The organism is Halorubrum marinum (assembly GCF_048381195.1).
Classification (GTDB): domain Archaea; phylum Halobacteriota; class Halobacteria; order Halobacteriales; family Haloferacaceae; genus Halorubrum.
This window is the reverse complement of record NZ_JBLWMM010000006.1, coordinates 591498-614134: the sequence shown is the minus strand read 5'-3', so window position 1 is coordinate 614134 and position 22637 is coordinate 591498. Positions and strand designations below refer to the sequence as shown.

The window sequence follows — 22637 nt, the reverse complement described above, 5'->3', positions numbered from 1 at the left end:
CTGAGCCGAACCCTCGCGCCTGAGCCGAACCCGTAGCTGCCTTATATATCGCAGTTACTCTGTGTGACCATGAGCGACTCGACGTTCGACCGCTACGGACGCCCCGCAATCGCCGTCGTCGTGATCGTCATGGCGGCGCTCTCGCTGTTCAGTGGCTACCTTCGATTCGAGCAACAGGGAGTCGTCGCCCTCGCCGACAGCGCCGTGAGCCTCTACATCGCCGGGCTCATGCTGTGGGGTCTGTTCCGCGAGGGGTTCGACACGTTCCGCTTCCGGGTCCTGTTGTACCTCGGGCTGATCCTCTGGGGCAGCGTCGACTTCCTCCTCGGCACCGATTCGACGTTCTCGATGGTCCTCATCATCGGCGGCTCGCTCCTGCTCGCGCGGGCGGCGTACCAGTACGCACAGCAGCAGCGAAAGCCGGTGTACGACCGGTAATCGGCCGCTCACTCCCCCCGGCACAACGGTTTTCCCGACCCCCTACGTGGGTGATCCATGACCGGCACCGGATCCGCGTCCCTGTTCCGTCTCGACGAGGTCGGGTCGTGGGGAGCGTTCTACTGGCTCGGCCTGGTCTGTTCGGTCGGAATCGTCGGGGTCAACCTCTACGTCTGGACGCTGACTGGGATGCCCCAGTTCCTCGCGGTCGCCGGGAGCTTCGCCTTCGGCGTCGGCCTCTTTTTCACTCGGTTCTGGAGCCCGGCGCTGTACCTCCTCGGCGTCGTCCACGTTATCGCGCTCGGGGTCGTGTGGCTGCTCGGTGGGCGCGCGTACCTCGTCCTCGGTGCGGTGAACGGCGTCTTCAGCATCGGGTTGCTGTCGGTCGCGCTGTCGCTGTTCTTCGTGGAGCATCGCGAAGGAGACGACTGAGACGAGCGGAGCGTCCAGGCGGGAGCCGAGCGAGCGGCTCCCGACCGCCTTCACCGACACGCTCAAGCGGACGTGTTTATAAGAACACCACAGACATGCGCGTCCGAGACTGGGACGATATCCTCGCGACCGTCGCGAGCGAGTCCACCGATCCCGACGGCTGGCGCGCCGTCGCCGGCTCCCGACGCGAGGGCCTCGGCGAGGACCTCTATTTCGGCCACCCGAGCGTCGGCGTCTATCACCTGAAGACGTACGCGAAGAACCCGCGGGACCTCCGTGGAGTCGGCGCGCGCGTCGCCCGCAAGGTCGACGGCGACCTCGACCCGCTCTTGCCCGACGAGGAGGCGGGCGGCCGGTTCGCGGTGCAGTCGGCGCCGGAAGACGAAGACCAGGCGAAGGAGATGGCGACGCGGCTGCGCGAGACGCTGAAGGTGCACGCCGAGGCGCCGACGAGTCCCGACCACCTCTTCGAAGACGTGATGGAGGCGGTCGACTCGCCCGCTTTCGGGCCGATGGAGTACGCCTTCGACGGGCGACCGGACGAGCTCGACGAGCTCTCCGACACCTTCGACGAGGCCGAGGAGTTGCTGTCGGCCGAACTGGAGGACCTGATCGACGACGACGACGTCGGCCGCGGGTTTCACTAGCCCGCCGACGCACCGGTCAGAACGCGTTCCGTCTTCTACCCCTCGGCCGTCCTCGCTAGATCTCGTCGACGTGTCGGACCTCGCTGGCGACGCCCCGCGTCGAGTCGACCATCTCCGGGCCGGACATCTCCGCGCGACCGACCGCGAACGCCTTCGGTCCCTCGATGACGACCTCGTCGCCGACGCGAATGTCGTCGTCCGCGTCGACGACGCCGGGCGCGAGCACGGAGCCGTGCGGGACGAACGGGTCGATCTCGACCCGCTTCGTCGGCGCGTCGCTCGCGACCCACCGGCGAGCGCCTTCGATGGTGAAGGATAGCGTCCCGTACTGCGGGACCATCGTCGCGAGCTGGGGGCCGGGCTCGCCTTCGCGCCCGCGCTCGGGCTCGTCCGCCCACACCTGTAGCTTCGGGTAGCGGCCGGTCGTCCGGATCTCGGGGTCGTCGCCGGCGTCCCCACCCCCGAACAGCGCGTCGCCCGCGCCGTCGCCGAGCAGGTAGTCGGCGATCGCTTTGACCGTGTTGTGCTCGCGCTCGCGCTTGCTGTACGCCGGTTCGCCCTGCAGGGCCGCGTTCAACTCGCCGAGCGACTCGTCCGTCGTCGGGTGATCGACGCAGGTGTACTCGAACGGGACGTCGATCGCGGGGTCGGCCTCGACCCGCTCGCAGATCTCGCGGTAGCCGTGGTCGGGGACGTGGGCGACGACGCGCGAGTAGTCGTTTCGCTTCAGATACCGCCGCAGAACCTCGCTGACGAAGCCGATCTCGTCCTCGCTCCAGTCGCCGGTGACGACCGCGTCGTAGTGCTGGGCCGGATACGTCGTCTCCAGCTCCTGGGGAACCACGCCGATCGGCGAGGTCATCGAGACGGTGTGGCCGCGCCACTGGATCGCGTCGTGGAACTGTCGGTGGCTCTGCGAGTCGCTGTACGGCTTCGTCGCCGAACAGGGCACGAGAACGAGCGGCTGGTCCGTGAACCGATTTTCGTACCGGCTCGTCACCCGGTCCGCGAACCGTTGGATCTCGACGCGGTCGAGCGTCTCCGCGGTCGCCGCCGTCACCTCGGCGTCGCGCATCAGGGGCGTCCGCTCCTCGACGTACGCCCACTGGTCGTCGAACTCGCGGAACGCGGCGGTGAGCCACTGCTCGTGGCGCGCCTGCCCCTCGATGTAGTCGCGGAGGCGTCCCGCGCGAATCCGCTCGCGGACCCGCCGGAGTTCGGCGCGCAGGGCGTTGGCGTTGTGCTCCGCGCAGTCCTCGCGGGTGAACGCCGCCCGGGGTCGGGCGCAGGCCGGACAGGCGCACGGCAGTTCGTCGAGGTCTTCGAGGAAGTGCTCGGCGTCGGCGGTGAGGTACATGCCCTGGGTCCCCTTCGTGCGCGCGAGCGACGCGTCCACGAGGTCGACGCCCGCGTACGCGAGCAGCGCGACGTTCAGCGGGGTCGCGACGCCGAAGAGCGCGAGCGCGGTGTCGGCCGGAAGCGCCGCCTTCGCCGAGACGATCGCGTCGCGAAACGCCTCGCCGTGGCCGATGAACCCCTGCGCGTCCGCGAGGACGTAGGCGTCGGCGCCGACGTCGCGGGCCCTCGCGCTGTCGACGACGGCCGCCGAGGGGAAGTCGACGTCCGGGTGGTCGACCGCGAACGACTCGCGGACTTCCTCGCGGGTACCGGCCGGGAACGATCGGTGCGGCAGGACCGTGAGCGATGATTCGTCGCCGTCCGGGACCTCGCGGTCTCCGGCCCAGAGGCTCCCCGCGTCCTCGAGAAACGGGTCCGCGAGCGCCGGCGTCGTCACCGAATCGGTGAGGCGGAGCTCCCCGAGTCGGGCGGCGCCGTCGCGCTCGTGAACCTCGAAGTAGTCGGTCATACCTCTTCTCGCGGAGGGACGGTCAATTCTCTTGTGTTCCGCGGCTCGCAACGACCCGCGACGGAGACGTGAGTTCACGGCTCGCGAGTGGCATCGACGCGACACCGCGATCCGCCACAACTGTTACCCCGTAACCGACCGAAACGGTTCCATGGACCCTTCCGGACCGTGGGACCGCGACCGCGTCGACGAGTTCCTCGCAGCCGCGCGGATCCCGGTTCGGATCGGCTGTCGCACCCCGAAAGGCGCGCCGTGGATCGTGTCGCTGTGGTTCTCGTGGGACGGCGCCGTCCACTGCGCGACCAGCGCGAGCGCCGACCTCGTCGACTTCCTCGCGCACGACGACCACGTCTCCTTCGAAGTCTCGACGAACGACCCGCCGTACAAAGGCGTCAGAGGCCGCGGCCGCGCGACGGTATCGGTCGACGAAGAGAAAGCGGTGCTCCGGTCGCTGCTCGACCGCTACCTCGGCGGCGTCGACAACGAACTGGGCGAGCAACTCCTCCGGCCCGGCCGCGAGGAGGTCCACATTCGGATCGAGCCCGAGCGGCTGCACACGTGGGACTACTCCAGTCGGATGCCGTCGCCGTCACCGTCGAAACAGGGGTAGTCGACTGCGATCGCGATTGACGGACTCAGCGACCTAATTTCCGTAAATTCTCCGTCTCGACGCGGTCCGGAACGCGGTCGAGTGCCGCCTCGGCCCAGTCGTCGTGACCGAGCGTGACCGACGTCTCCGGGTTGGCCGTCGCGAGGCTCGCGACGCCCTCGGCGGCCGCGACCTGCGCCGCGTCGTCGACCCGTTCGGGGACCTCCGCGGTGAGCGGGTACGTCTCCGAGAGCGCTCGCGGGAACGGTCCGAAGGGCGGTTTAACGCGCCACACCGCGTCGTACGCGTGATTCGACGGCGCGTTCGACTCCGTGAGCAGGAGCGTGTCGGGGACCGCCAGCCGGGCCAGTCGGTCGTGGTGGCGTCCGACCTCGGGTCGTCGCGCGGACTCGTGAGAGGTGTAGAAGAACGCGTCCTTCGAGACCGGGTCGGTCCGCTCCAGCTCGTCGGCGTGGTCGAGGAGCGCTCGGTAACCGTCGAGCATCGCGGGGTGACCGCGCGCCCGGCGGTCGACCAGGTCGAGGAGGGTCCCGTTTCGGATCGCGGCTTTCACCCGGCGGAGTTCCTCGAAAGTGACGTGGAGGTTGTGCTCGGCGAGGAGCTGCTCCGCGGATCGGTCGGCGTCGCTGTCACCGTCGCTCGCGTCCAGCTCCCGGAGCGCCGCGGGCGTGTGCTCGGCGCAGACGGGACACGAACAGGGGAAGTACTCCATCTCGTCGAGGTGTTCGGTCCCGGACACCGTCAGGTAGCGCCCGTCGCGTGCCATCAGCGCGTAGGCGGCCGAGTCGAACAGGTCGCACCCGGCGGCGACCGCGAGCGCGAGCATCATCGGGTGGCCCGCGCCGAACAGGTGGACCGGCGCGTCCGGAGCGAGCCCGCGTTTCGCCGCTCGAACCGCCTCGACGACGTCTGCGTAGCGGTAGGAGTTCAGCAGGGGCACCATCGCGCCGACCGGGAACACGTCGAGGTCGGTCGCGCTCGCGTGACGCCCAGCCTCTTCTCGGAGGTCCGGAAACGTCGAGCCCTGGACGGGCGCGTTGACGAGCATCTCGCCGGTATCGGCGGCCTCGGCGTCCGCGAGCGCCCGCTTCGTCGTCTCCAACTCCTTCTCGGCGCGCTCGCGATTGACATCGGGCGGCGTCGGAACGTCCACGGGGGTCGCCACGTCGCTCCCAATCTGCCGCTGGAACTCGATGATCTCAGCCGTGGTCACGTCGATGTCGCCGTACTCGGCGAGCTGGAAAGAACCGGAGTCGGTCATGATCGCGCCGTCGAACCCCAAAAAGTCGTGGAGCCCCTGTTCGAGCACGCGGTCGCGGATACGGTCGGTGCTCCGGATGATGTAGGAGTTGGTGATCAGCATCTCCGCGCCGAACTCCTCGGCGAGCCGGCGCGGCGCCACCGTGAGGACGTTCGGGTTGACCACGGGCAAGAGCGCCGGCGTCTCGACCGTCACGCCGGCGCGAGGGACCTCCAGTCGGCCGATTCGGCCGGCGGCGTCGTGGTCCCGAATTTCGAAGTGATCGCGCATACCCGGAGTGGGCGGACGCGGGCGGTAAGGGTTGCGTTCGGGGGCGGCGGATCACGGTCGGTGCGGGCAGTAGCCCGTGAACGCGGTCCCGACTCAGAGCCCCGTCGGGTGACTCAGGAACGTCGTCTCCAACCCCCAGTCGGCCGACAGCGACTCCAGCGACCGAACGCCGAACGTCTCCGTCGCGTAGTGGCCCGCGAGGAACACCGTTACCCCGGCCTCCCGCGCGTCGTGGTACGCCTGCTGTTTCCCCTCGCCGGTGATCAGGGCGTCGGCGCCGGCCTCGACGGCTTCGTCGAGCCACTCGACACCGGAGCCCGTGACGACCGCGACCCGGTCGATCGTCTCCGGGCCGAAATCGAGTACCCGCGTCGGTGCGTCCGCGTCCTCGGAATGCCCCTCGAAGCCGTCGAGCGTCTCGCGGATCGCCGCGGCCGTGAGCGGTCCGCCGTCGAGGTCGCCGATCGTTCCGATCGTCACCGGTCCGATCTCGCCGAACGGCTCTCGGTCTGTAATTCCTACCGCCTCTGCGACACCCGCGCCGTTGCCGATCTCCGGGTGGCCGTCGAGCGGGAGGTGCGAGACGTACAGCGCGATGTCGCGTTCGACGAGCGCCGCGATCCGGTCGTACGTCCGCCCCGTGACCCGATCGATGCCGCCCCACGAGATCCCGTGATGGACGACGAGAGCGTCGGCGTCCGCCGCCGCGGCGGCCTCGATCGTCGCGGCCGCGGCGTCGACCGCGAACGCGACGCGCTCGACCGTTCCGGTCTCCGGACCGACCTGTAGCCCGTTCGCACTGGCGTCGACGTCGGCGTACGCGGCCGTGTCGAGCTCGGCATCGAGCCGTCGCACGTACTCGGACAGATCCATGGCTCGCGGTACGCGAGTGCGGGAATAAAAGGCCGCGGACCGCGGTCGGTCGTAGGCCGCGGACCGCGGTCAGTCGTCGAGCTCTTCGACGAGCGAGTCCGGCGGCGAACCGACCGCGCTCCCGGGGGCGTCTTCCGCGGCCGCTCCCGGCCCCTCGGGCGGGGCGTTGAACTCGGGATCGAACAGCGTGAGTGCGGTGCGGATCGTCTCCCAGTCGTCCTCGCCGGCCGCGTCTCGGAGGGACCGCGTCGGCGCCGCGAGCAGCTGGCCGATCAACGCGTCCGCCAGGTCCTCGACCGTCTCGCGCTGTTCGTCGCTCAGTCCGCCCTGCGCCTCCAGCCGCGAGACGGCCCGATCGACCTCGCGGGCTTTCACGCGGTCGGCACCGGCGTACATCGCCGAGATGGCGTCGTCGGCACGCTTCCGCTTGTACGCCTGGAGAATTCGGTCGAGCTCTTCATCGATGATCGACTCGACTTCCCGGGCCTCGTCAGCGCGGCTCTCGCGGGTCTTCCGGGTCACGTCTTCCAACGCGTCGATGTCGTACAGCGTCACTCCGTCGCGGTCAGCGGCTTCGGGGTCGACGTCTCGGGGCTGTGCGATGTCGATACACACCAGTCGGCCGACGCCAGCGACGTGTTCCGATTCGATTACCGGGTCGGGGCTGCCGGTCGCCGAGATCACGAGATCCGCTTCGGGGATCACCGCCGGGAGGTCTGCGAGCGGGATCGCCTCCGCCGATGTCTCCATCTCTTCGGCAACGAACTCCGCGTTCGGGATCGTTCGGTTCGCGACGACGATCTCTGAGACGGCGGTGTCGTCAAGCGAGCGCGCCGCGAGCGTTCCCATCTGACCAGCACCCACGACGACGGCGGAGCCGTCGGTCAGGTCGATCTCGCCTGCAGCCAGCCGGACCGCCGCCGAGCCGAGCGAGACGACGCCCTCGTTGATCGATGTCTCATTGCGTGCGCGCTCGCCGACGTGGAGCGCTTTCGTCACCGCGTCTTTGAGGACGGGGCCGATTCCGCCCGCCGACTTCGACTCCTCGTACGCCTCCCGCAGCTGTCCGATGATCTGGTCCTCGCCGAGGACGAGCGACTCCAGTCCGGAGGCGACGCGCATCAGGTGTTCCAAGCTCTCCTCGTGATCGAGCCGCCGGACTGCACCGCTGCGGACGTCCGGCGCGAACGACTCCAACGCGACCGCGCCGTCGACGGTCCGGTCGGTGACGACGAACGCCTCGGAGCGGTTGCACGTCTGGAGCGCGAACGCCTCCTGAACGCCGTCCCGGGCGAGCAGATCGGAGACCGTTGCGCGGACGCCGTCGCCACCCGATAGCTCGATTTCGTCAACGCTCGCACGGGTGTGTGCGACGCTCACACCGCTGATGGCCCCGGTGTCGTTCATTGACTGAGTACCTCTTCGATCACGGAGTACGCCTCTTGTCGGGCGTTAGATTCCCCCTCATGTAAAGCCTTCCAAACCCCCTCGGATCGCACGACGCGACGGATCGCCTTCCGGCGATCTGCGGGGGGTATCTCGCGGGCTTTGAGCTCCGTGCGGAGCTCGCCGGAGAGCTCGGCCATGGCACCGGCGCCGTCGATTTCGGATTCGATCCGCTCGCGGAGCGCCTTCGAGAGCGCCGGGCTCGCTCCGCCGGTCGAAAGCGCGACGCGAACCGGGTCGTCGTCGACCGTCGCGGGCACGACGACGCTGCCGACCGCTCGCTCGCCCGGGACATCGGTTCGATTAACGAGCGCGCCCGCGTCGAGCGCGCCCGCTTCGGCCGCCGCGTTGACCGCCGCGTCGTCCGTGGCGGCGACGACGAGTGCCGGAGCGAGGCGATCGATCCACTCCCTGACCGCGTCGGCGTCGGGAGCGGCCCGAACCAGTTCGACCGGTTCGCTCCCTTCGGCTGCCGACGACCCGCCCGCGAGGTCGGTAAGCCGCTCGTCGAACGCGGGGCTCACCACGACGACACGCGCCTCGTCGGCGAACCGGACCGCCTTCCGCGCGCCGACCGCGCCGCCGCCGAACACGAGCACCGTCTCGTCCGAGAAGTCGTGGTACAACGGGATCACGTTGATACCCCCCGGATCCGGATTCGGTGGATCACGCCGTGTTGCTGTCCGCTCGGTCGGCGATTCGGATTCCGGTCTTCTTGAGGATCCGAGTCGAGAACAGCGTGTCCCAGTCGCTCGCGCCGACGTCCCAGTACTCGTCCATGAGCGCTTTCACCTCCGCGATCCGGCGCTCGCTCTCCGCCTCCGTCCGCCCGTGCGTCATCGCGAAGAAGTTGTACTCCCAGACGCCCTCGTGGCGCGGGCGCTCGTAGCAGTGCGTGACGAACTCGAGGCCCGCGACCGCGGGGCCGACCTCGTCGAGGGCGTCCTCGGGCACGTCCCAGACCGTCATGCCGTTCTCCGTGTAGCCGAGCGCGTAGTGGTTCGGAATGACGCCGACGCGCCGCACCTTCCCCTCCGCGTCGAACCGCTTGATCGTCTCGGTCACCCACTCGACGTCCGTGCCGAGACGCGCGGCGATATCGGCGTACGGCGCCTCCGTGATCGGGAGTCCCCCCTGAATCTCCACGACGAGGTCCCGCTCCGCGGGAGTGAGCGTCGACCGGTCCGTGGGCGACACGTCGGGGCCGAGATCCGACAGATCGATATCGCCTTCCGGAACGGGTCCGTCGACGAGGAACTTCGCGCCGACGTGGAACTCCCGCTGTTTCGGGAGGTTGTACGTCTCCTGGCCCGTCGCGTCCTCGATCTCGGCGAGCACCTCCTCGACGCGGTCGCTCCCGTCTTTGTCCGGATCCGGGTGATCGGCGACGCTCACGACGAACCAGACGTTCAGATGCGGGTGCTCCCGCTCGTAGTTGTGCGCGACCTCGGTGAACTCGTTGAGGCGCTCGACGATCTCGTCGAATCGGTCGGCCGGTGCGTGCATCGCGACCAGCGACGCCGCCCCGCCGATCTCCTCGGCGTTGACCAGCGCGCCGAACCGCGAGAGCGTCCCCGCGTCGTCGAGTTCGCGGACCCGCTCGCACAGTTCCGACCCCGTGACGTCGACGCCGCGGTCTCGCAGCGCCGCCGCGGCCGGCTCGAACGGCCGCGTCGTCACCGGAAATCCGCCCTGAAAGGCGTTGATGATCGCCCGGTCGAGCGTCGACAGCTCCGCGTCGACCTCTTTCATGACTCCAGATCGGTGCCGAGCGAGAATAAGGGATTCGACCCGCGGGGAGCCGCCTGGGAAAACGGACGACGCTGGAACGCGGATCGGAACCGAGGAGCCGTGGAAACGCCCAGCTAGCCGTCCCGAGGCCCTGAGTTAGCTGTCGAGGTCCCGTGCGATATCCGACAGCGACGACGGCGGTCCGCGAGTCGCCTCGTACATCGCACGCTCGCCCGGGATCCGGAACCCGTACAGTTCGCCGGGAACCACGACATCGAGGACGACGCTGTCGCCGGGCTCGCGGTCGTTCGCGTCGAGCCACTCGACGAGCCGGTTCGCCCCCTCACCGGCTTCTCGCGCGAGTCGCCGGTTGTCGAATGCACTGCGAACCAGTCGGCCACGACTGTCCTCGGTCACGGGCGCGTGGCACTCCTCGCGGTCGATGACGACGCGGATCACGTCGCCCGCGGTCAGTGACAGCGACTCACAGGTTCCGGACTCGACGCGTCCGTCGAGCGCATCGTCGTCCGGGATCCGGACGCAGGGACGTCGAGTGCCGCCGCTCCGCGCGAGCGAGACGCGTATCGAGGCGACACCCTCGTCGTCGGAGGGGACACGGGGCATCGAAAACGGGCGTTACTCGTCGTCCGCGTCGGCGTCGTCGCCCTCGCCGAGCGCGGCGGCGACGTCGTCGCCGTCGACGACCGAGACGTTGATCTGCGCGACGTCGTTGTCGATCTCGCGGCCGCGGACCGTGATCCGCTTGCGCTCGCCCTCGCGGGACGGCTTGAAGCCGACGCCGCCCTCGAGGAGAAGCTCCTTCAGGCGGGTTCCGGAGACGTCCTCGCGCATCGGTCGACCCGTCTCGTCGGAGCCGCCGGTGATCGCGACCGTGTGTTCGGAGAGGCCGACGGCGTCGCCGTCGATCTCGTCGCCGATGTCTCGACCGAGGAACCGGTTGGCGTCCTGTCCGTCGACTTCGCGCTGGAACGTCTCGCCGGTATCGGGGTCGGCGATGACGACTTTGAATTCGGCCATGGGCGAACGGAGACCCCCGCGAATAAAAAGCACGTCGAAACCGCGGTCCGTTCGTCGCCGACGATTCGCGACCGTGTCAGACCGACCGTGGGCGAGCAGCCGCTCGTCAACCGTCAGACTCCGTCCGTCGAATTCGCCGTGCGCCGTCGCCCCACGACTCGACGAAGGCGTCTTCGAGGGCCCGAGCGACCCGTTCCACGTCGCTCGGTCCACCGGCCGCCTCGACGCTACCGACGGTCCCGGCGTCGAACGGCACGCCGAGCGCGTCGTACACCGGGTCCGTTACCGCGGCGATCGCGGCGGCGTCCTCCCGCTGGACGATGAGACACCCCGCGACCAGCGCCGCGTCAGCGCGGACTCGCTGCGCGATCCCCGAGAGCTTTCCTCCGTCAGCGACACGCACCGAGTGGTCCCCGGGACAGAACGACGCGTCCGGTTCGCCAGCGGTGACAGTGGCGCCGAGGGCCCGGACGGCGTCGACGACCGTCCGCATTGCGCAGTCGTACCGCTCGTCGATCGACGCCCACCTCGCGGTCGGCTTCTGGTCCGCGATCGACTCTTCGTCCGTGGTCGCCCCGCGGGTGGAGCCCCTCCCGAGCGGAATCGCGTGCGCGAACGCGAGGGTGGAGCCGGTGTACGCGACCGCTCGACCGCCGACATCCCGCTCGACCGGCTGGAAGCCCTTGTCGGCCGCGAGTCGCGTCGCTCGGTCGTAGCCGTCGACGCGCGCGTCGCGAGGGCCGAACGCGAACTGTTTCGGCGGCGTCCACACGCGGAGTCCCGGTGTCCCGTCCGCCGCGGCCGCGAGCAGCGACGCAGTTCGGTCCCGGTCCGCAGCGGGATCGTTCGTCGAATCCTGGGCAACGTCCCTCAACACGCGCATGGTCGAACTCATGTCGCGACGTGACAAGCCGCTTGCGCCCGTCCGCCGCATGACACAAACGTTTTGCCCGCCCTCGAAATGATACCGGTATCGATGAGTGACCTCGGCGCGTTACCGATTCAGGCATATCTCGCAGCTTGTCTGCTCGCCGGGGTCATCGGGCTGTGGCTTGGTCACGTCGCGTGGGAGGAGCGCGACCAGCCAGCCGGGACTGAGGCCGCGCTCTACCTGCTGTGTGGCGGCGGGATATCGCTGCTGTACGCAGTGAGAGTCGCCAGTACGAGCGAGGTGGTGATGATCGTCGCGCTCAACCTCGCGACGCCGTTACTTGCGGCGATTCCGCCGCTCTGGATCGCGTTCGTGTTGGCGTTCACCGGACGCGATAGCTGGCGAACCGAAGAACGGGTCATCGCGCTCACGACACCGGCGTTCGTCTGGCTCCTACTCGCGTGGTCGAGCGGGACCCACGGGCTTGCGCGGCAGGCACTCACGCCCGTCGTGGACGGTCCATTCACGCTGCTCTCGTACGGTCTCGGACCGGCCAGCGTCGCGTTCCTGCTGTACGCGTACGGGCTGTGCGTCGCCGGGGTCCTCCTCGTGATCGACCTCTATCGACGGACCGGGAACCGCTACCGGCTACAGACGTTCGTGATTCTCTTGGGTACGCTGCTCCCGTTTCTCGCCGGACTCGTGACGATCGTCGATCTCGGTAGCTACGCCAGCGTCGAGTGGTACCCGACGGCACTCGTGGTGCACGGCGTCTTCCTGTACGGGACCGTGTTCTGGCTCGGAACGCTCGACGCCGCGGTCGTGGCTCGTGACACCGCGGTCGAGGTCATGCAGGATCCCGTCATCGTGGCCGGCTCCGACGGGCGAGTTCGCGATCTCAACCCCGCAGCCGAGGAACTTCTGCCGCCAGATTCCGTCGGCGAGTCGCTGTCGGCGGTGTTCCCACGCTTGGAAACCGGTGTCGAACACCCGATCGCCATCGGAGACCGTCAGTTCGACATCCAAGAGGATCCCATCACGGATCCTCGGGGGACCGACCGCGGTCACGTGTTCCTCCTGCGTGACGTGACTACGAGAGAGCGTCGACAGGCAGAGCTACAGCAGCGCGAGGCCGAGCTTGAACGACAGAACGAGCGGCTAGAGGATTTCGCGGGTGTCGTCTCGCACGACCTCCGTAACCCGCTCGCCGCGGCGAATGCGGCCGTCGAACTCGCTCGTCACAGCGACGACGAGAACGACGACGCGCTCAGCCGCGCGGCCAACGCTCACGAGCGAATGGATAATCTGATCGAAGGGCTGCTGTCGCTGGCGACCGCGGGCAAATCCGTCGACTCGGTCGACCGCGCGTCGCTCGACGGGACGGTTCGACGGGTCTGGTCGCGGCTCGAAACCGCGGACGCGACGCTGACCGTCGACGGCCCGGACGCGATCGTACTGGCGGACGCTGATCGGCTCGAACAGCTCGTCTCGAACCTGTTCCGCAACGCGATCGAACACGCCGGGAGCGACGTCGCCGTCACGGTCGACATCGACTGTCAGGCAGGCGGCGTCGCGCTCGCGGTCGCGGACGACGGCCCAGGCATCCCTCCCGAGCAGCGCTCGCAGGTGACGGAACGCGGGGTGTCGCTCGGCGGTGGGACGGGGCTCGGGCTCGCGATCGTCAGCGATATCGCCGAGGCGCACGGGTGGACGCTCTCCGTCGAGGAGTCGGCGTCCGGCGGCGCGCGCTTCGTGATCGGGGGAATCGAGCTCGCGAATGACTGAGACCGTCACGCTGCCGACCGCGGTTCTCGATCGCTACAGCCGGTTCTCGCGGTTCAACTCGCCGTATCCCTCCCATGACGACGGGAGCGCGATCGATCTGTATCCGGGTGGTGAGGCCGGGATCTCCCCGGTGACGGGGACCGTCCGCGAGACGCGAACCGTCGGCTGTCCGAAGCGGTCGTACGCCGCCGAGACGGACCACCTCATCGTCGTCGACCTCGACGACGACTGGTGCCGCCGAGCCGGCGTCGAGTTCGGGACGACCGCTCGTATTCTCCACGTGATTCCGCGGGTCTCGCCCGGCGACCGCGTCGTTGTCGGAGACGCGCTCGGCCCGATGACTCGTTCGGGATTTTTCGGCCAGTGGGTTGACGACCACGTTCACGTGGGGTTTCGAGCCCCCGGCGTGAACACGCTCCGCGCGAGCGGATCGCTCCCTGTCGACGTGGCGGGTGACGTCGAACCGGTGTCTTGGGACGGGACGGGCGTCGTCGTCGAACGAGGGCCGACCCACGTCGTGCTCGACGGGCCGCGTCACCCGGCACCCGGAGACGCGTTCGCGGCGATCGCGAGCGACGAGGGCGTGCCGCTCGACGGCGGGCTCGCGCACTACGCCGGGGGCGGGGCGTTCGCGACGCTGGCGGCCGGGCGCGCGGTTCGTCTCTGGGGCACGCGAGTCGGCGTGGCCACGGATCGGGGGATCGCGTGGGACTCGATCGACGTGCTCGCGAACGGCGAGCGCGTCGTCGGGCTGTCGCTGTTCGCGGCGCGAGACGCGGGATACGGCGCGAAGATCGTCTGCCCGGATCGAGAGTTCGCTCTCGGCGAGACCGTCTCCGTGAGCGTCGTGCCGAGCGAGGATCCGATCCGACTCGGCATCGGATAAGCGCGAGGCGGCGGGGAGTTGGTAACTCGCATGGCGAACAGCCGGCGCGAACGGCTCCCGCGGCGGTGCGCCGGGCTCCGGCCTCGGCCGCCGCGGGCGAGCAGTCAGGTCACGGGGTGGCTGAGTCGGCATCGGTGAAAAACGTCGGCCCGAGTGCGACCGTCAAACGGCCCAGATGCGGTCGATCTAACCTCGTCGAGACGGCCGCCCGCAACCGCTCATCGGTTGTCGGTCGTTTCGAGGGGTACAAGCCGAGGGGCACTGTGGACGGGATATGGACCGGAGCGACATCGCGGCGATGGATCCCCTCCCGGCGGCGGCGGTGGAGGTCATCGAACGGCGGATCGAGGAGGAGCACGGCTACCTCTCGTGGCTGAACACGTCGGTCGACGTCGTCGAGCGCGGGCGAATCGTGCTCTCGATCCCGTTCGACGAGAAGCTGACGAACACCGACGGCGGCACCATTCACGGGGGCGTGGCGGCGACGCTGATCGACACCGCCGGCGGCGTCGCACAGCGGACCGCGTTCGAGAACCCGTACGCGGGCGGCGTCGCCACCGTGAACCTCAACGCGAACTACCTCCGGCCCGCGACCGGCGACCTCCGCGCGGAGGCAGAGGTCGTGCGCTCCGGCGGTTCGATCGGCGTCAGCGACATGACCGTCACCAGCTCGGTGAACGGCGAGTCGAGCGAGGTCGTCGTCGGTCAGGGCTCGTTCCGGCTGTTTCGCGAGTAGCCCGCTAGCCCGTCGAGTAGACCGTCCTCCTCTGTTCCGATCGCGTCGATAGCTGCTGCGAGCGCCCTGACTGACTCCCGATCGGCTCGGTCGGGCGCAGCGCGGACGACGACCGACTGCTCCCCGAGAGACACGAACCCGCACCCGAGCCGCTCCGCGGTCGCACGGAGGCCGAGACCGGCGTCAGCGTCCCCGGCTGCGACCGCTCTCACCGGACTCTCGAACGCGCGTACGGTGCGCTGATAGCCGTCGATCCGCTCCGCGAGATCGCCGCGAGGCACCGATCGCTCGGCGGCGAGCGCGTCGACCGCCTCGTCGAGGCTCCGCCGAAGCCCCGAGTCGGTCGGTCGGTTGACGAACCGGAGGTCGCGGTCGACGAGCGTCCCGAGTCCGTCGACATCCGCCGGATTGTCCGCGGGGACGACGAGCCCCCACTCGCGCGTCCACCCGCCGAGCGCGACCGAATCGACCTCGCGGTCCGTCGGCCCGGCGACGACCGCGACGTCCGGGACGCCGTCCCGGAGCCGGCGGAGCCCCTCGCGGGAACCGACCGGGAGGTAGCGGGGGCGATCGAGTCGATCGAGGAGGCGGTTCAAGGCGGGGTCGTCCTCGCCGACGCCGAGGAGGGTTGGGGGACGGACGTCCGGGGAGAACAATTGGACCGTGACCCGCTCGCCGGCGTCGAGGTACTCCGTGTCCGGATCGACGGCGACGACGCCGTCCGCCTCGACGAGGCTCGTCGTCGCGCCCGACCCCTTGTCGACGGGATACACCAACGGGAGGGAGGCGTCGCCCGCCGGCGACTCGGCCGCCGGACCCCCGGCGAGATCGAGCAGGCCGACGGGCATCAACCGGAGGCGGCCCTCGCCGTAGCGCTCGCCGACCCCCATCCGACCCTCGACCGTCGCGGCGGCGGGCTCCGGCTGCCCGGCGGCCTCGCGTATCGCGGTCGCGACGAACGTCCGAAAGATGGTGAGCGCGGACACCGGGTAGCCCGGGAGACCGATGTAGGCGGAGGAACCGGCGGGAGCGTCGTCGTCGCTCTCGGTCTCGTCGTCTGTCCCCTCGCTCCCGCCGCGGTCCAGCCGTCCGACGAGCATCGGCTTGCCCGGTTTGACCGCGACGCCGTGAAGCAGGAGATCGCCGCGCTCCTCGATGACGCGGTAGATCACGTCGACCGCGCTCGCCGACGTCGACCCCGACGAGAGCACCAGATCGCACTCGTCCGCCGCTTGGCGAAGGAGCCGCTCCATCTGCGCGTAGTCGTCGCCTGCGTGCGGATAGAGTACGGGTTCCCCGCCGGCCTCGCTCACGCCGGCCGCGATGGTCGTCGAGTTCACGTCGTAGATCTCGCCGCGCGAGGGATCGAGCGGCTCGCCGGGTCGCACCAGCTCGTCGCCGGTCGAGACGATGCCGACCCGCGGTCGTCCCCGAACGGGAACCTCGTCGACGCCGAGCGCCGAGAGGAGCCCGATCTCGCGGGGCGTGAGCCGGGTTCCGGGACCGAGCGCGCGGGCACCGGCGGCGATGTCGGCGCCGGCGCTCATCACGTGGTCGCCCGGCGCGACGGACGTCCGGACCGCGATCCGGTCTGGATCGTCTGTGTCCGCGGCCTCGTGTTCCCGCAACTCGTCGGTCCGCTCGACCATCACCACGGCGTCCGCGCCGTCGGGCATCACGGCCCCGGTCGAGATCTCGGCGCAGGTCCCCGGTTCGACGACGACCTCGGGGGTCGCCCCCGCGTGGACCGCGCCGACGAGGTCGAGCTCGGCCGGGTCCGCCTCGTCCGCGCCGAAGGTGTCCCGCGCCCGTACCGCGTAGCCGTCCATCGACGCTCGGTCGAATCCCGGCACGTCGATCGCGGCGTCGATTCGCTCCGCGAGGACGCGTCCCCTGGCCTCCGACAGCGACACCGTCTCCGGCTCCGGCGCGAGGTCGAGCGCGGCGATGGCGTCGCGGGCGGCCTCGGGCGTGGCGAGGTCACGGAACTCCTTCCGGTCGCTCATGGCGTCACCTCCCACAGTTCGACGTCGACGACGGATCCCGCGTCGAGCCCCTCCCGCGGCTCGGGGACGACGACCCAGCCGTCGGCGAGGGCGACGCTAGAGAGGATACCGGAGCCGCTCGCGCGGGTCGGCGTGGCGGACGGGAGGTCGCTCCCGTTCTCGTCTCCCCCGATCGGCTCGTCGGGTGAGAGCGTTACCCGCGCAAACGTCCGCGTTCCCGGCTCGCTCGGGATCTTCCGGTCGAGGATCGCGCGTCGGGTCGGGAAGGGGTCGGCGCTCGCCCCGGCGATCCGCTTCTGGAGCGGACGGAGGAACTGCGCCGCGTTGACGATACAGGCGACGGGGTACCCGGGCAGCGAGACGACCGGCGTGTCGTCCGCCTGGCCGAGACACACGGGGTGTCCGGGTTTCAGCGCGACGCCGTGGACGAGGACTTCGCCGAGACCGTCGACGACCTCGGGGATGAGGTCGCGCTCGCCGACGGAGGACCCGCCGGTGGTGACGACGACGTCGGCGTCGAGGTCGCGTTCGACCGCCGCCGTCAGCGCCGCCTCGTCGTCGGTGACTACGTCTCGATACCGCGCCTCCCCGCCCCAGCGCTCGACGAGCCGAGAGACCGTCAGCCCGTTCGTCTCGATCACCTCGCCCGGTCCGGGATCGGACTGGACCAGCTCCTCGCCGGTCGGAATCACGGCGACCGTGGGGGGTTCGGCGACGACCACCGAGCCGATGCCGACCGATTTCAACAGTCCGAGGTCGGACGGGCGGAGGACGTGGCCCGCCTCGAACAGCCGCTGACCGTCGGCGACGTCTTCTCCCGCCTCGCCGACGTTCTCGCCGGCGGCGACCGCGTCGAACGTCTCGACCTCGTCGCCGACCGCCTCGACCTGTTCGATCATGACGACTGCATCGGCGCCGTCGGGGAGCGCACTGCCCGTGTGCACGCGGGCGGCCTCACCGGGAGCGACCGCGTCGGCCTCGGTCCCCGCTGCGCGGAGCACCGCCGGGGAGCGGTCTGACGCGCCGAACGTGTCCTCGGCGCGGACCGCGAATCCGTCCATCGCCGCCCGGTCGTAGCTCGGGACCGGCGCCGGCGCGTCGACTGACTCCGCGATGACCCGCCCGTCGGCCTCGGGCACTGCGACCGACTCGGTCCGCCCGTGCGGGTCGGCCGCGCCGAGTAGCGTCGCCAGCGCGTCCGCGACGCGGGTCCGTCGCTTGAATCCGGCCTCGCGTCTGTCGTGGCTCATACTCGTTCGTTTCGCGCCCGCGTGCAAAAACCCCGCTCTCCGTCGGGTCGCGTCCCCGCCTCGGGACCCTCCTCTCCGGCGATCCGCGTCCCCGCCTCGGGACCCTCCGTCAGGTCATCCACGAGAGCACGCGAGCGGTACGGTGGATCCCTTGGAACGCCGCGACGCGGACCGTCGAGACTGCCTCCGTGACCGCCCACTTCGCACCGGTCGCGGTGCGGTTCGCACCGGTTCGCGCGTAGTAGCCGGACTTGCGTGCGGCGGCGATAACGTAGTGTTTCGCCGCCATCGGGATCGGCGCGCGACGGCCGTTTACAGTGGTCGTTCCCTCGCGGATCGCGTCGATGACGTCGTCTGCGGTGACCTCGCCGACCGAGTCGCACCCCTCGATCTCCAGTTCGGTGAACGCGCGCCCGACGTACTCCAGCGTGTGCGCGTCGCTGGCGGCGACGCCGGGGTAGCCGTGCTCGTTTGCGAACCGGCGAGCGCGCCGGTTTCGATACCCCGTGAACAGCCACGCGTTGAACACTTCGATGGCGTCGACCTCTGAGAGTTCGTCGCGGGCGGCGGCGGCCGAGCCGTGTCCGTCGGAGTCGCTCACGCCAGCGCTCGACGGCTCGTCCGGTACCGGAATGTTCCGCTGTCGAACGCCGTGTCGCGAGCGCTGGAACGGGTGCGGGACGATCGCTATCCCGCCGTGATCGTGGATCCACTCGATCGTCTCCGCGTACGGCTTCCGGCGAGGTGGCATGCGCTCGACGCCGATCGCGAGCAGGTGGCCGTGCGCGGTCGACACCTCGACGCCGGGGATACCGATCAAGCCGTACTCGTCGGCGATCGCGGCGGCTCGCTTCGACTCGCCGATCACGTCGTGGTCGGTGATAACGACCGCATCGAGACCGATCTCGGCGGCGTGTTCGAGGATAAGCTCGATCGGCTCGTGACCGTCGTAGCTCTCGTCCGAGTGGACGTGCGGGTCGATGGTGACGGTGACGCCAGGCACGCCCAGATGTACGGTGGCGACGGTATATAAACGTCCAGAGATGTCGGCGTCGCTCGCCCTGTTAAAAGAGGTCCTTGATCCGACCGACGAGCGAGCCGCCGTCCGCCTCCTCCGCCTCGGCCTCGCGCCGCTGTTGTTCCCGAAGCTCTCGGAGCTTCGCGGCCTGATCGTCGGTGCCGGAGCCGCTCGCGGTCTTCGCCTCGCCGCCTTGGAGTCCCTTCAACTCGGAGACCGCGTCGTTGACCGTCCCGGAGGTCGTCCGCGTCTCGGTGGCGGAGCCGGCGAGCCGTTCGCTGTCGATGTCGACGTCGTCGACCGCGCTCGTGTTCAGCTCGAGCCGCCGCGTCTCGGAGCGCTCGACGCCGCCCCACGTCAGTTCGGCGTCGGACAGCTCGCGCTCGATGTCGGCGCGGACGTCGGCGTCGGTCACCGTCTCGCCATCGGTCGCGGAGCCGTCTCCGGACGCCGCCGCGTCGCTGGCCACCGCTCCGCTCGCGCCCGCGGCAGCGGCGGATCCGCCGACTCCGGCCGCGCCGGTTGCGCGCTCGACGCGGTGGGCGACCAGCGCGCCGCCGGTGGCGGCGATGACGGCGACGAGGCCGACGGTGTACACCGCGACCACCTGCGCGCTGTAGTCGGCGCCGGTGGGGACGTTCCAGTTGTGCGGGTACACCCGGACGAACAGCCCGGTGGCGACGAGGGTGACCGCGGTTCCCGCCCCCGCAAGGTACAGCATTCGGCGGTCGACCGGCAGGAGGACGACCACGCCGAGCAGGAGCGCGGGAAGCCCGACCGCGCCGGCGACGGCGGCGACCTCGCGGACCGCGTACGTCGACAGGGTGTTCTGCGGGAGCGTCGCGCTGTAGAGGAAGACGACGACGCCCATCAGACCGAGCCCGATCCCGGCGAAGAAGAGGCCGAACCCGGCGTACACGTCGATCGTCCGGTCGGGGTCGCCGACGTAGCGGCGGTAGTACCCCATCAGGGGATTTTCCGCGTTCGGTTCGCTCATACACGAACGGTTTCGACCGACGCTAATGATTGTTACCCCGCACAGACCGAGGCACGGACGGGAGCGCAGGGGGCGCGGAACGGAGCGCAGGGGGCGCGGAACGGAGCGCAGGGGGCACGTAACGGAGCACAGGGGGCGCGGAACGGAGCGCAGACGAGAGCAGTCCCCATATCCGCCAGCGGACGCGATCGGACGGGGGCGTTTATTATTCGCCCTGCCCACGGACCGGTATGAACGAGGCGGCGGTGTTCGATCACGTGGTGACCGCGCTCGACGAGCGGAACTACGAGCCGCTCGTCCACGTGCCCGAGGCGCACAGCGAGACGTACGCTGACGTGCTCGACCGCTGTCGCCGCCACACGATCACGATCCGCGGGCGGTATCCGGACGTGCTCGGGTTCACCGAGTCCGACCGCGTGTTCGCGATCGAGGTAAAGGGGTCGACGAACCTCCTTCGGGGTATCGGACAGGCGTTGACGTATCAACAGGGCGCGCACGTCTCGTACCTCGCGGGCGACGACGACGCCGTCGCACCGCACGCGAACCTGCTCCGATCGAAGGGAGTCGGCGTCATCGGCGTCGACGAAGGCGGAGAGACCTCGTGGACGGCGCCGCCGAGCGCGGAGTCGACGGAGGAGGTCGCGGACATCGAGGGCCAGCTCTCGCTCCGGCTCCGCGGCGACGAGTTCGGCGGCGACATCACGACGCTGAGCCTCGCCCAGCCGCTGAACTACCTCGCACCGGTCGTCGCACTCGATCGGTACGGGCCGCTCGCGCGTGACGACCTCGTCGACGCGATCACCGACGAGTACACCTTCGGCGCCGCCGCAGAGACCGTTTCGAGCGCGCGGACGCTCGGGCTGCTCACGCTCGGATCGCCACACGAGCTGACCGAACAGGGGACGCTGTCGGCGACGGTGCTCCGCGGCTACGGCATCGGGGACCTCGACGACCTGCGGCTGGCGAAAGGGGACGTCTCACGGAGCGCCCTCGCCGCCGTTCACCCACCGCTGGCGGTGCTTCTCCGAAACGCGTTTACCAGACATCCCGAGTTCGGGCTGCTGCTTGACGCACTTCGGAAGGAGGGCCCGCGCGTGCACTTCCTCGATCTGGTTCAACGGCTCGTTCACGAGTACCCGAACGTCTTTTTAAGCGCGTTCTGTACGACGCGAGGCGCCGCTCGCGCCCGAGAGCTGATCGAGCGCGGCGAGACGGCCCGACTCTATCGCGATCGAGGAGTCTGGACCGACGTGATCCGCACCAACGTGCTGTTCAATTTCGTCCAGCAGCTCAAGCACGTCGGCGTGCTCTCCCCGGAGACGCGGAGCCACAGCGGAGCGATCAGCGAGTACGATCCCGGCGAGAAGCCGTGGATCGTCGCCGATGTCGGCGACCGCGTCTGAGCCCTCGTCCGACGAGCCGCTGCCGGGTGACTTCGACCGACCGCGGTCAGTTCCGAACGCGTCTCCCGTCAGTTCCGAACGCGTCTCCCGTCAGTCCCGAACAAGTTCGCCGTCAGTCCCGAACAAGTTCGCCGTCGGCCGGGACGCAGATTTCCGGCACCGCCCTCCCCAGCTCGTCGCGCGTGAGCAGACAGTGGTTGATCGCCTCCATGTGAACCACGCCGACCGTCGCGTCGGTGGCGTCGCGGACCGCGGCGACGTCGTCGACGCCCATCGTGATCGGTTCGCCGTACTCGAACCGCGCTGCGCCTCCGTTGAGCACGACCATATCCGGACGATGTCGGTTCAGCGCCTCCGCGACGCCGTCGTACCAAACCGTGTCACCGGCGACGTAGACAGTCTCCTTGCCAGCGAAAGCGAATCCAGAGACGGGCCCCATCTCCTCGGCCAGTTCTCCGTGGCCGTGCCGACCCGGCGTTCGGCTGATCTGGACCCCGCGGAACGACACCGCGTCGTCGACCGGGCGGACGTCGGTGAAGCCGTCGGCGGCGAACGCGTCCGCCTCCGCCGGTTGACAGAAGAGCGGCACCGCTGGATCAAGCTCCTCGCGCGCCGCCTCGTCGAAGTGGTCGACGTGACGGTGCGTGACGACGACGGCGTCGTGCGACAGGTCGACGTCCGGAAGCGGAACGAGGGGGTTGTCTCGGTCGTTCGGCGTCTCCGGGATCGGCGGGATCGCCCCGGGTGCGGCGAGCATCGGATCGACGAGGAACGCCGTCTCGCCGACGGTGATCGAGAGCGTCGCGTGGCGGACGAGACGGACCTCAGCGGCGGAGCTGTCGGGCATACGTCGAGCTTCGGCGCCGACGGGCAAAAGGCGGCCGCAAAGACGACCACCGCGAACGGTGGTCGGTCACGGGCTCTGCGGTAGCGTGGGGTGGGTACCGTTTCTCACAGGAGGGAGCTGATGGCTACGCTCCGTTCGCCGGGCGCCAGTGGCGCTCCCGACCACCGGCACCCGTACGTATCGCGGCCAAACCCAAAGCGGTCTTCCCGAACCAATCAGGTACTC

General features: G+C 69.6%; 22 protein-coding genes. 8 read left to right on the top strand and 14 right to left on the bottom strand.

All coding sequences use genetic code 11. The features are described from left to right. Positions 1-69: 69 nt before the first annotated feature. From ACNSN4_RS12515 to ACNSN4_RS12505, 3 genes are all read left to right on the top strand, one after another. On the top strand, positions 70-438 hold the full coding sequence (locus ACNSN4_RS12515; protein ID WP_418286147.1) for a hypothetical protein: 369 nt from the start codon (positions 70-72) through the stop codon (positions 436-438). A 57-nt stretch (positions 439-495) separates the two neighbouring features. Further along, a complete protein-coding gene (locus ACNSN4_RS12510) occupies positions 496-870 on the top strand; it encodes a hypothetical protein (protein WP_418286146.1) in 375 nt (124 codons plus the stop codon). 95 nt (positions 871-965) lie between these two features. After that, a complete protein-coding gene (locus tag ACNSN4_RS12505; RefSeq protein WP_418286145.1) occupies positions 966-1517 on the top strand; it encodes a hypothetical protein in 552 nt (183 codons plus the stop codon). A gap of 55 nt (positions 1518-1572) precedes the next feature. Here ACNSN4_RS12505 and arcS read toward each other — a convergent pair whose 3' ends face one another. After that, a complete protein-coding gene (gene arcS / locus ACNSN4_RS12500) occupies positions 1573-3384 on the bottom strand; it encodes an archaeosine synthase subunit alpha (RefSeq protein ID WP_418286144.1) in 1812 nt (603 codons plus the stop codon). A 151-nt stretch (positions 3385-3535) separates the two neighbouring features. Between arcS and ACNSN4_RS12495 the strand changes: the two genes are divergently transcribed. Next, positions 3536-3994: a pyridoxamine 5'-phosphate oxidase family protein gene (locus ACNSN4_RS12495; protein ID WP_418286143.1), complete on the top strand. Its 459-nt coding sequence runs from the start codon at positions 3536-3538 to the stop codon at positions 3992-3994. Between the two features lie 25 nt (positions 3995-4019). Here ACNSN4_RS12495 and tgtA read toward each other — a convergent pair whose 3' ends face one another. The 8 genes from tgtA to ACNSN4_RS12455 all read right to left on the bottom strand — a co-directional run bounded on the left by tgtA (position 4020) and on the right by ACNSN4_RS12455 (position 11496). Further along, positions 4020-5525, bottom strand: a complete 1506-nt coding sequence (gene tgtA / locus ACNSN4_RS12490) for a tRNA guanosine(15) transglycosylase TgtA (protein ID WP_418286142.1) — start codon at positions 5523-5525, stop codon at positions 4020-4022. Positions 5526-5618: 93 nt separating this feature from the next. Next, a complete protein-coding gene (locus tag ACNSN4_RS12485) occupies positions 5619-6398 on the bottom strand; it encodes a Nif3-like dinuclear metal center hexameric protein (protein ID WP_418286141.1) in 780 nt (259 codons plus the stop codon). 69 nt (positions 6399-6467) lie between these two features. Further along, positions 6468-7805, bottom strand: a complete 1338-nt coding sequence (hemA, locus tag ACNSN4_RS12480) for a glutamyl-tRNA reductase (RefSeq protein ID WP_418286140.1) — start codon at positions 7803-7805, stop codon at positions 6468-6470. Beyond that, positions 7802-8479 carry a precorrin-2 dehydrogenase/sirohydrochlorin ferrochelatase family protein gene (locus tag ACNSN4_RS12475; RefSeq protein ID WP_418286139.1) on the bottom strand — a complete coding sequence of 226 codons (678 nt, stop codon included), beginning with the start codon at positions 8477-8479 and terminating at the stop codon, positions 7802-7804. Before ACNSN4_RS12475 ends, hemA begins: the two co-directional genes overlap by 4 nt. Before the next feature lie 31 nt (positions 8480-8510). Continuing rightward, positions 8511-9596 (bottom strand): siroheme decarboxylase subunit beta, encoded by a 1086-nt coding sequence (gene ahbB, locus ACNSN4_RS12470; RefSeq protein ID WP_418286138.1) that lies wholly within the window; start codon positions 9594-9596, stop codon positions 8511-8513. Between the two features lie 135 nt (positions 9597-9731). Beyond that, on the bottom strand, positions 9732-10199 hold the full coding sequence (locus ACNSN4_RS12465; RefSeq protein ID WP_418286137.1) for a DUF7112 family protein: 468 nt from the start codon (positions 10197-10199) through the stop codon (positions 9732-9734). A gap of 12 nt (positions 10200-10211) precedes the next feature. Next, complete coding sequence (locus tag ACNSN4_RS12460) at positions 10212-10613, bottom strand: 30S ribosomal protein S6e (RefSeq protein WP_418286136.1); 402 nt, start codon at positions 10611-10613, stop codon at positions 10212-10214. Positions 10614-10719: 106 nt separating this feature from the next. Further along, on the bottom strand, positions 10720-11496 hold the full coding sequence (locus tag ACNSN4_RS12455) for a lipoyl protein ligase domain-containing protein (RefSeq protein WP_418286369.1): 777 nt from the start codon (positions 11494-11496) through the stop codon (positions 10720-10722). A 93-nt stretch (positions 11497-11589) separates the two neighbouring features. On the opposite strand from ACNSN4_RS12455, the gene ACNSN4_RS12450 reads away from it, so the two are divergent. From ACNSN4_RS12450 to ACNSN4_RS12440, 3 genes are all read left to right on the top strand, one after another. Next, positions 11590-13269 carry a sensor histidine kinase gene (locus tag ACNSN4_RS12450; RefSeq protein WP_418286135.1) on the top strand — a complete coding sequence of 560 codons (1680 nt, stop codon included), beginning with the start codon at positions 11590-11592 and terminating at the stop codon, positions 13267-13269. Beyond that, entirely contained in the window at positions 13262-14155 is an 894-nt protein-coding gene (locus tag ACNSN4_RS12445; RefSeq protein ID WP_418286134.1) for a DUF8155 domain-containing protein, read from the top strand. Before ACNSN4_RS12450 ends, ACNSN4_RS12445 begins: the two co-directional genes overlap by 8 nt. Positions 14156-14429: 274 nt before the next feature. Next, a complete protein-coding gene (locus tag ACNSN4_RS12440) occupies positions 14430-14891 on the top strand; it encodes a PaaI family thioesterase (RefSeq protein WP_418286133.1) in 462 nt (153 codons plus the stop codon). On the opposite strand, the gene ACNSN4_RS12435 is transcribed toward ACNSN4_RS12440, so the two are convergent. The 4 genes from ACNSN4_RS12435 to ACNSN4_RS12420 all read right to left on the bottom strand — a co-directional run bounded on the left by ACNSN4_RS12435 (position 14861) and on the right by ACNSN4_RS12420 (position 20162). Next, the gene (locus ACNSN4_RS12435; protein WP_418286132.1) at positions 14861-16897 is read right to left on the bottom strand and encodes a molybdopterin biosynthesis protein; all 2037 of its coding nucleotides are present in this window, start codon (positions 16895-16897) and stop codon (positions 14861-14863) included. The genes ACNSN4_RS12440 and ACNSN4_RS12435 overlap by 31 nt on opposite strands. Continuing rightward, positions 16894-18147 carry a molybdopterin molybdotransferase MoeA gene (locus ACNSN4_RS12430; RefSeq protein WP_418286131.1) on the bottom strand — a complete coding sequence of 418 codons (1254 nt, stop codon included), beginning with the start codon at positions 18145-18147 and terminating at the stop codon, positions 16894-16896. The genes ACNSN4_RS12435 and ACNSN4_RS12430 overlap by 4 nt, the downstream gene beginning before the upstream one ends. A gap of 109 nt (positions 18148-18256) precedes the next feature. Beyond that, entirely contained in the window at positions 18257-19150 is an 894-nt protein-coding gene (locus tag ACNSN4_RS12425; RefSeq protein ID WP_418286130.1) for a CehA/McbA family metallohydrolase, read from the bottom strand. Positions 19151-19211: 61 nt separating this feature from the next. After that, positions 19212-20162, bottom strand: a complete 951-nt coding sequence (locus tag ACNSN4_RS12420) for a cell division protein CdpA domain-containing protein (protein WP_418286129.1) — start codon at positions 20160-20162, stop codon at positions 19212-19214. Positions 20163-20392: 230 nt separating this feature from the next. On the opposite strand from ACNSN4_RS12420, the gene ACNSN4_RS12415 reads away from it, so the two are divergent. After that, on the top strand, positions 20393-21565 hold the full coding sequence (locus tag ACNSN4_RS12415; RefSeq protein ID WP_418286128.1) for a hypothetical protein: 1173 nt from the start codon (positions 20393-20395) through the stop codon (positions 21563-21565). 112 nt (positions 21566-21677) lie between these two features. Here the strand turns inward: ACNSN4_RS12415 and ACNSN4_RS12410 are convergent, their stop codons facing one another. Then, positions 21678-22412: an MBL fold metallo-hydrolase gene (locus ACNSN4_RS12410; RefSeq protein ID WP_418286127.1), complete on the bottom strand. Its 735-nt coding sequence runs from the start codon at positions 22410-22412 to the stop codon at positions 21678-21680. Positions 22413-22637: the final 225 nt, after the last annotated feature.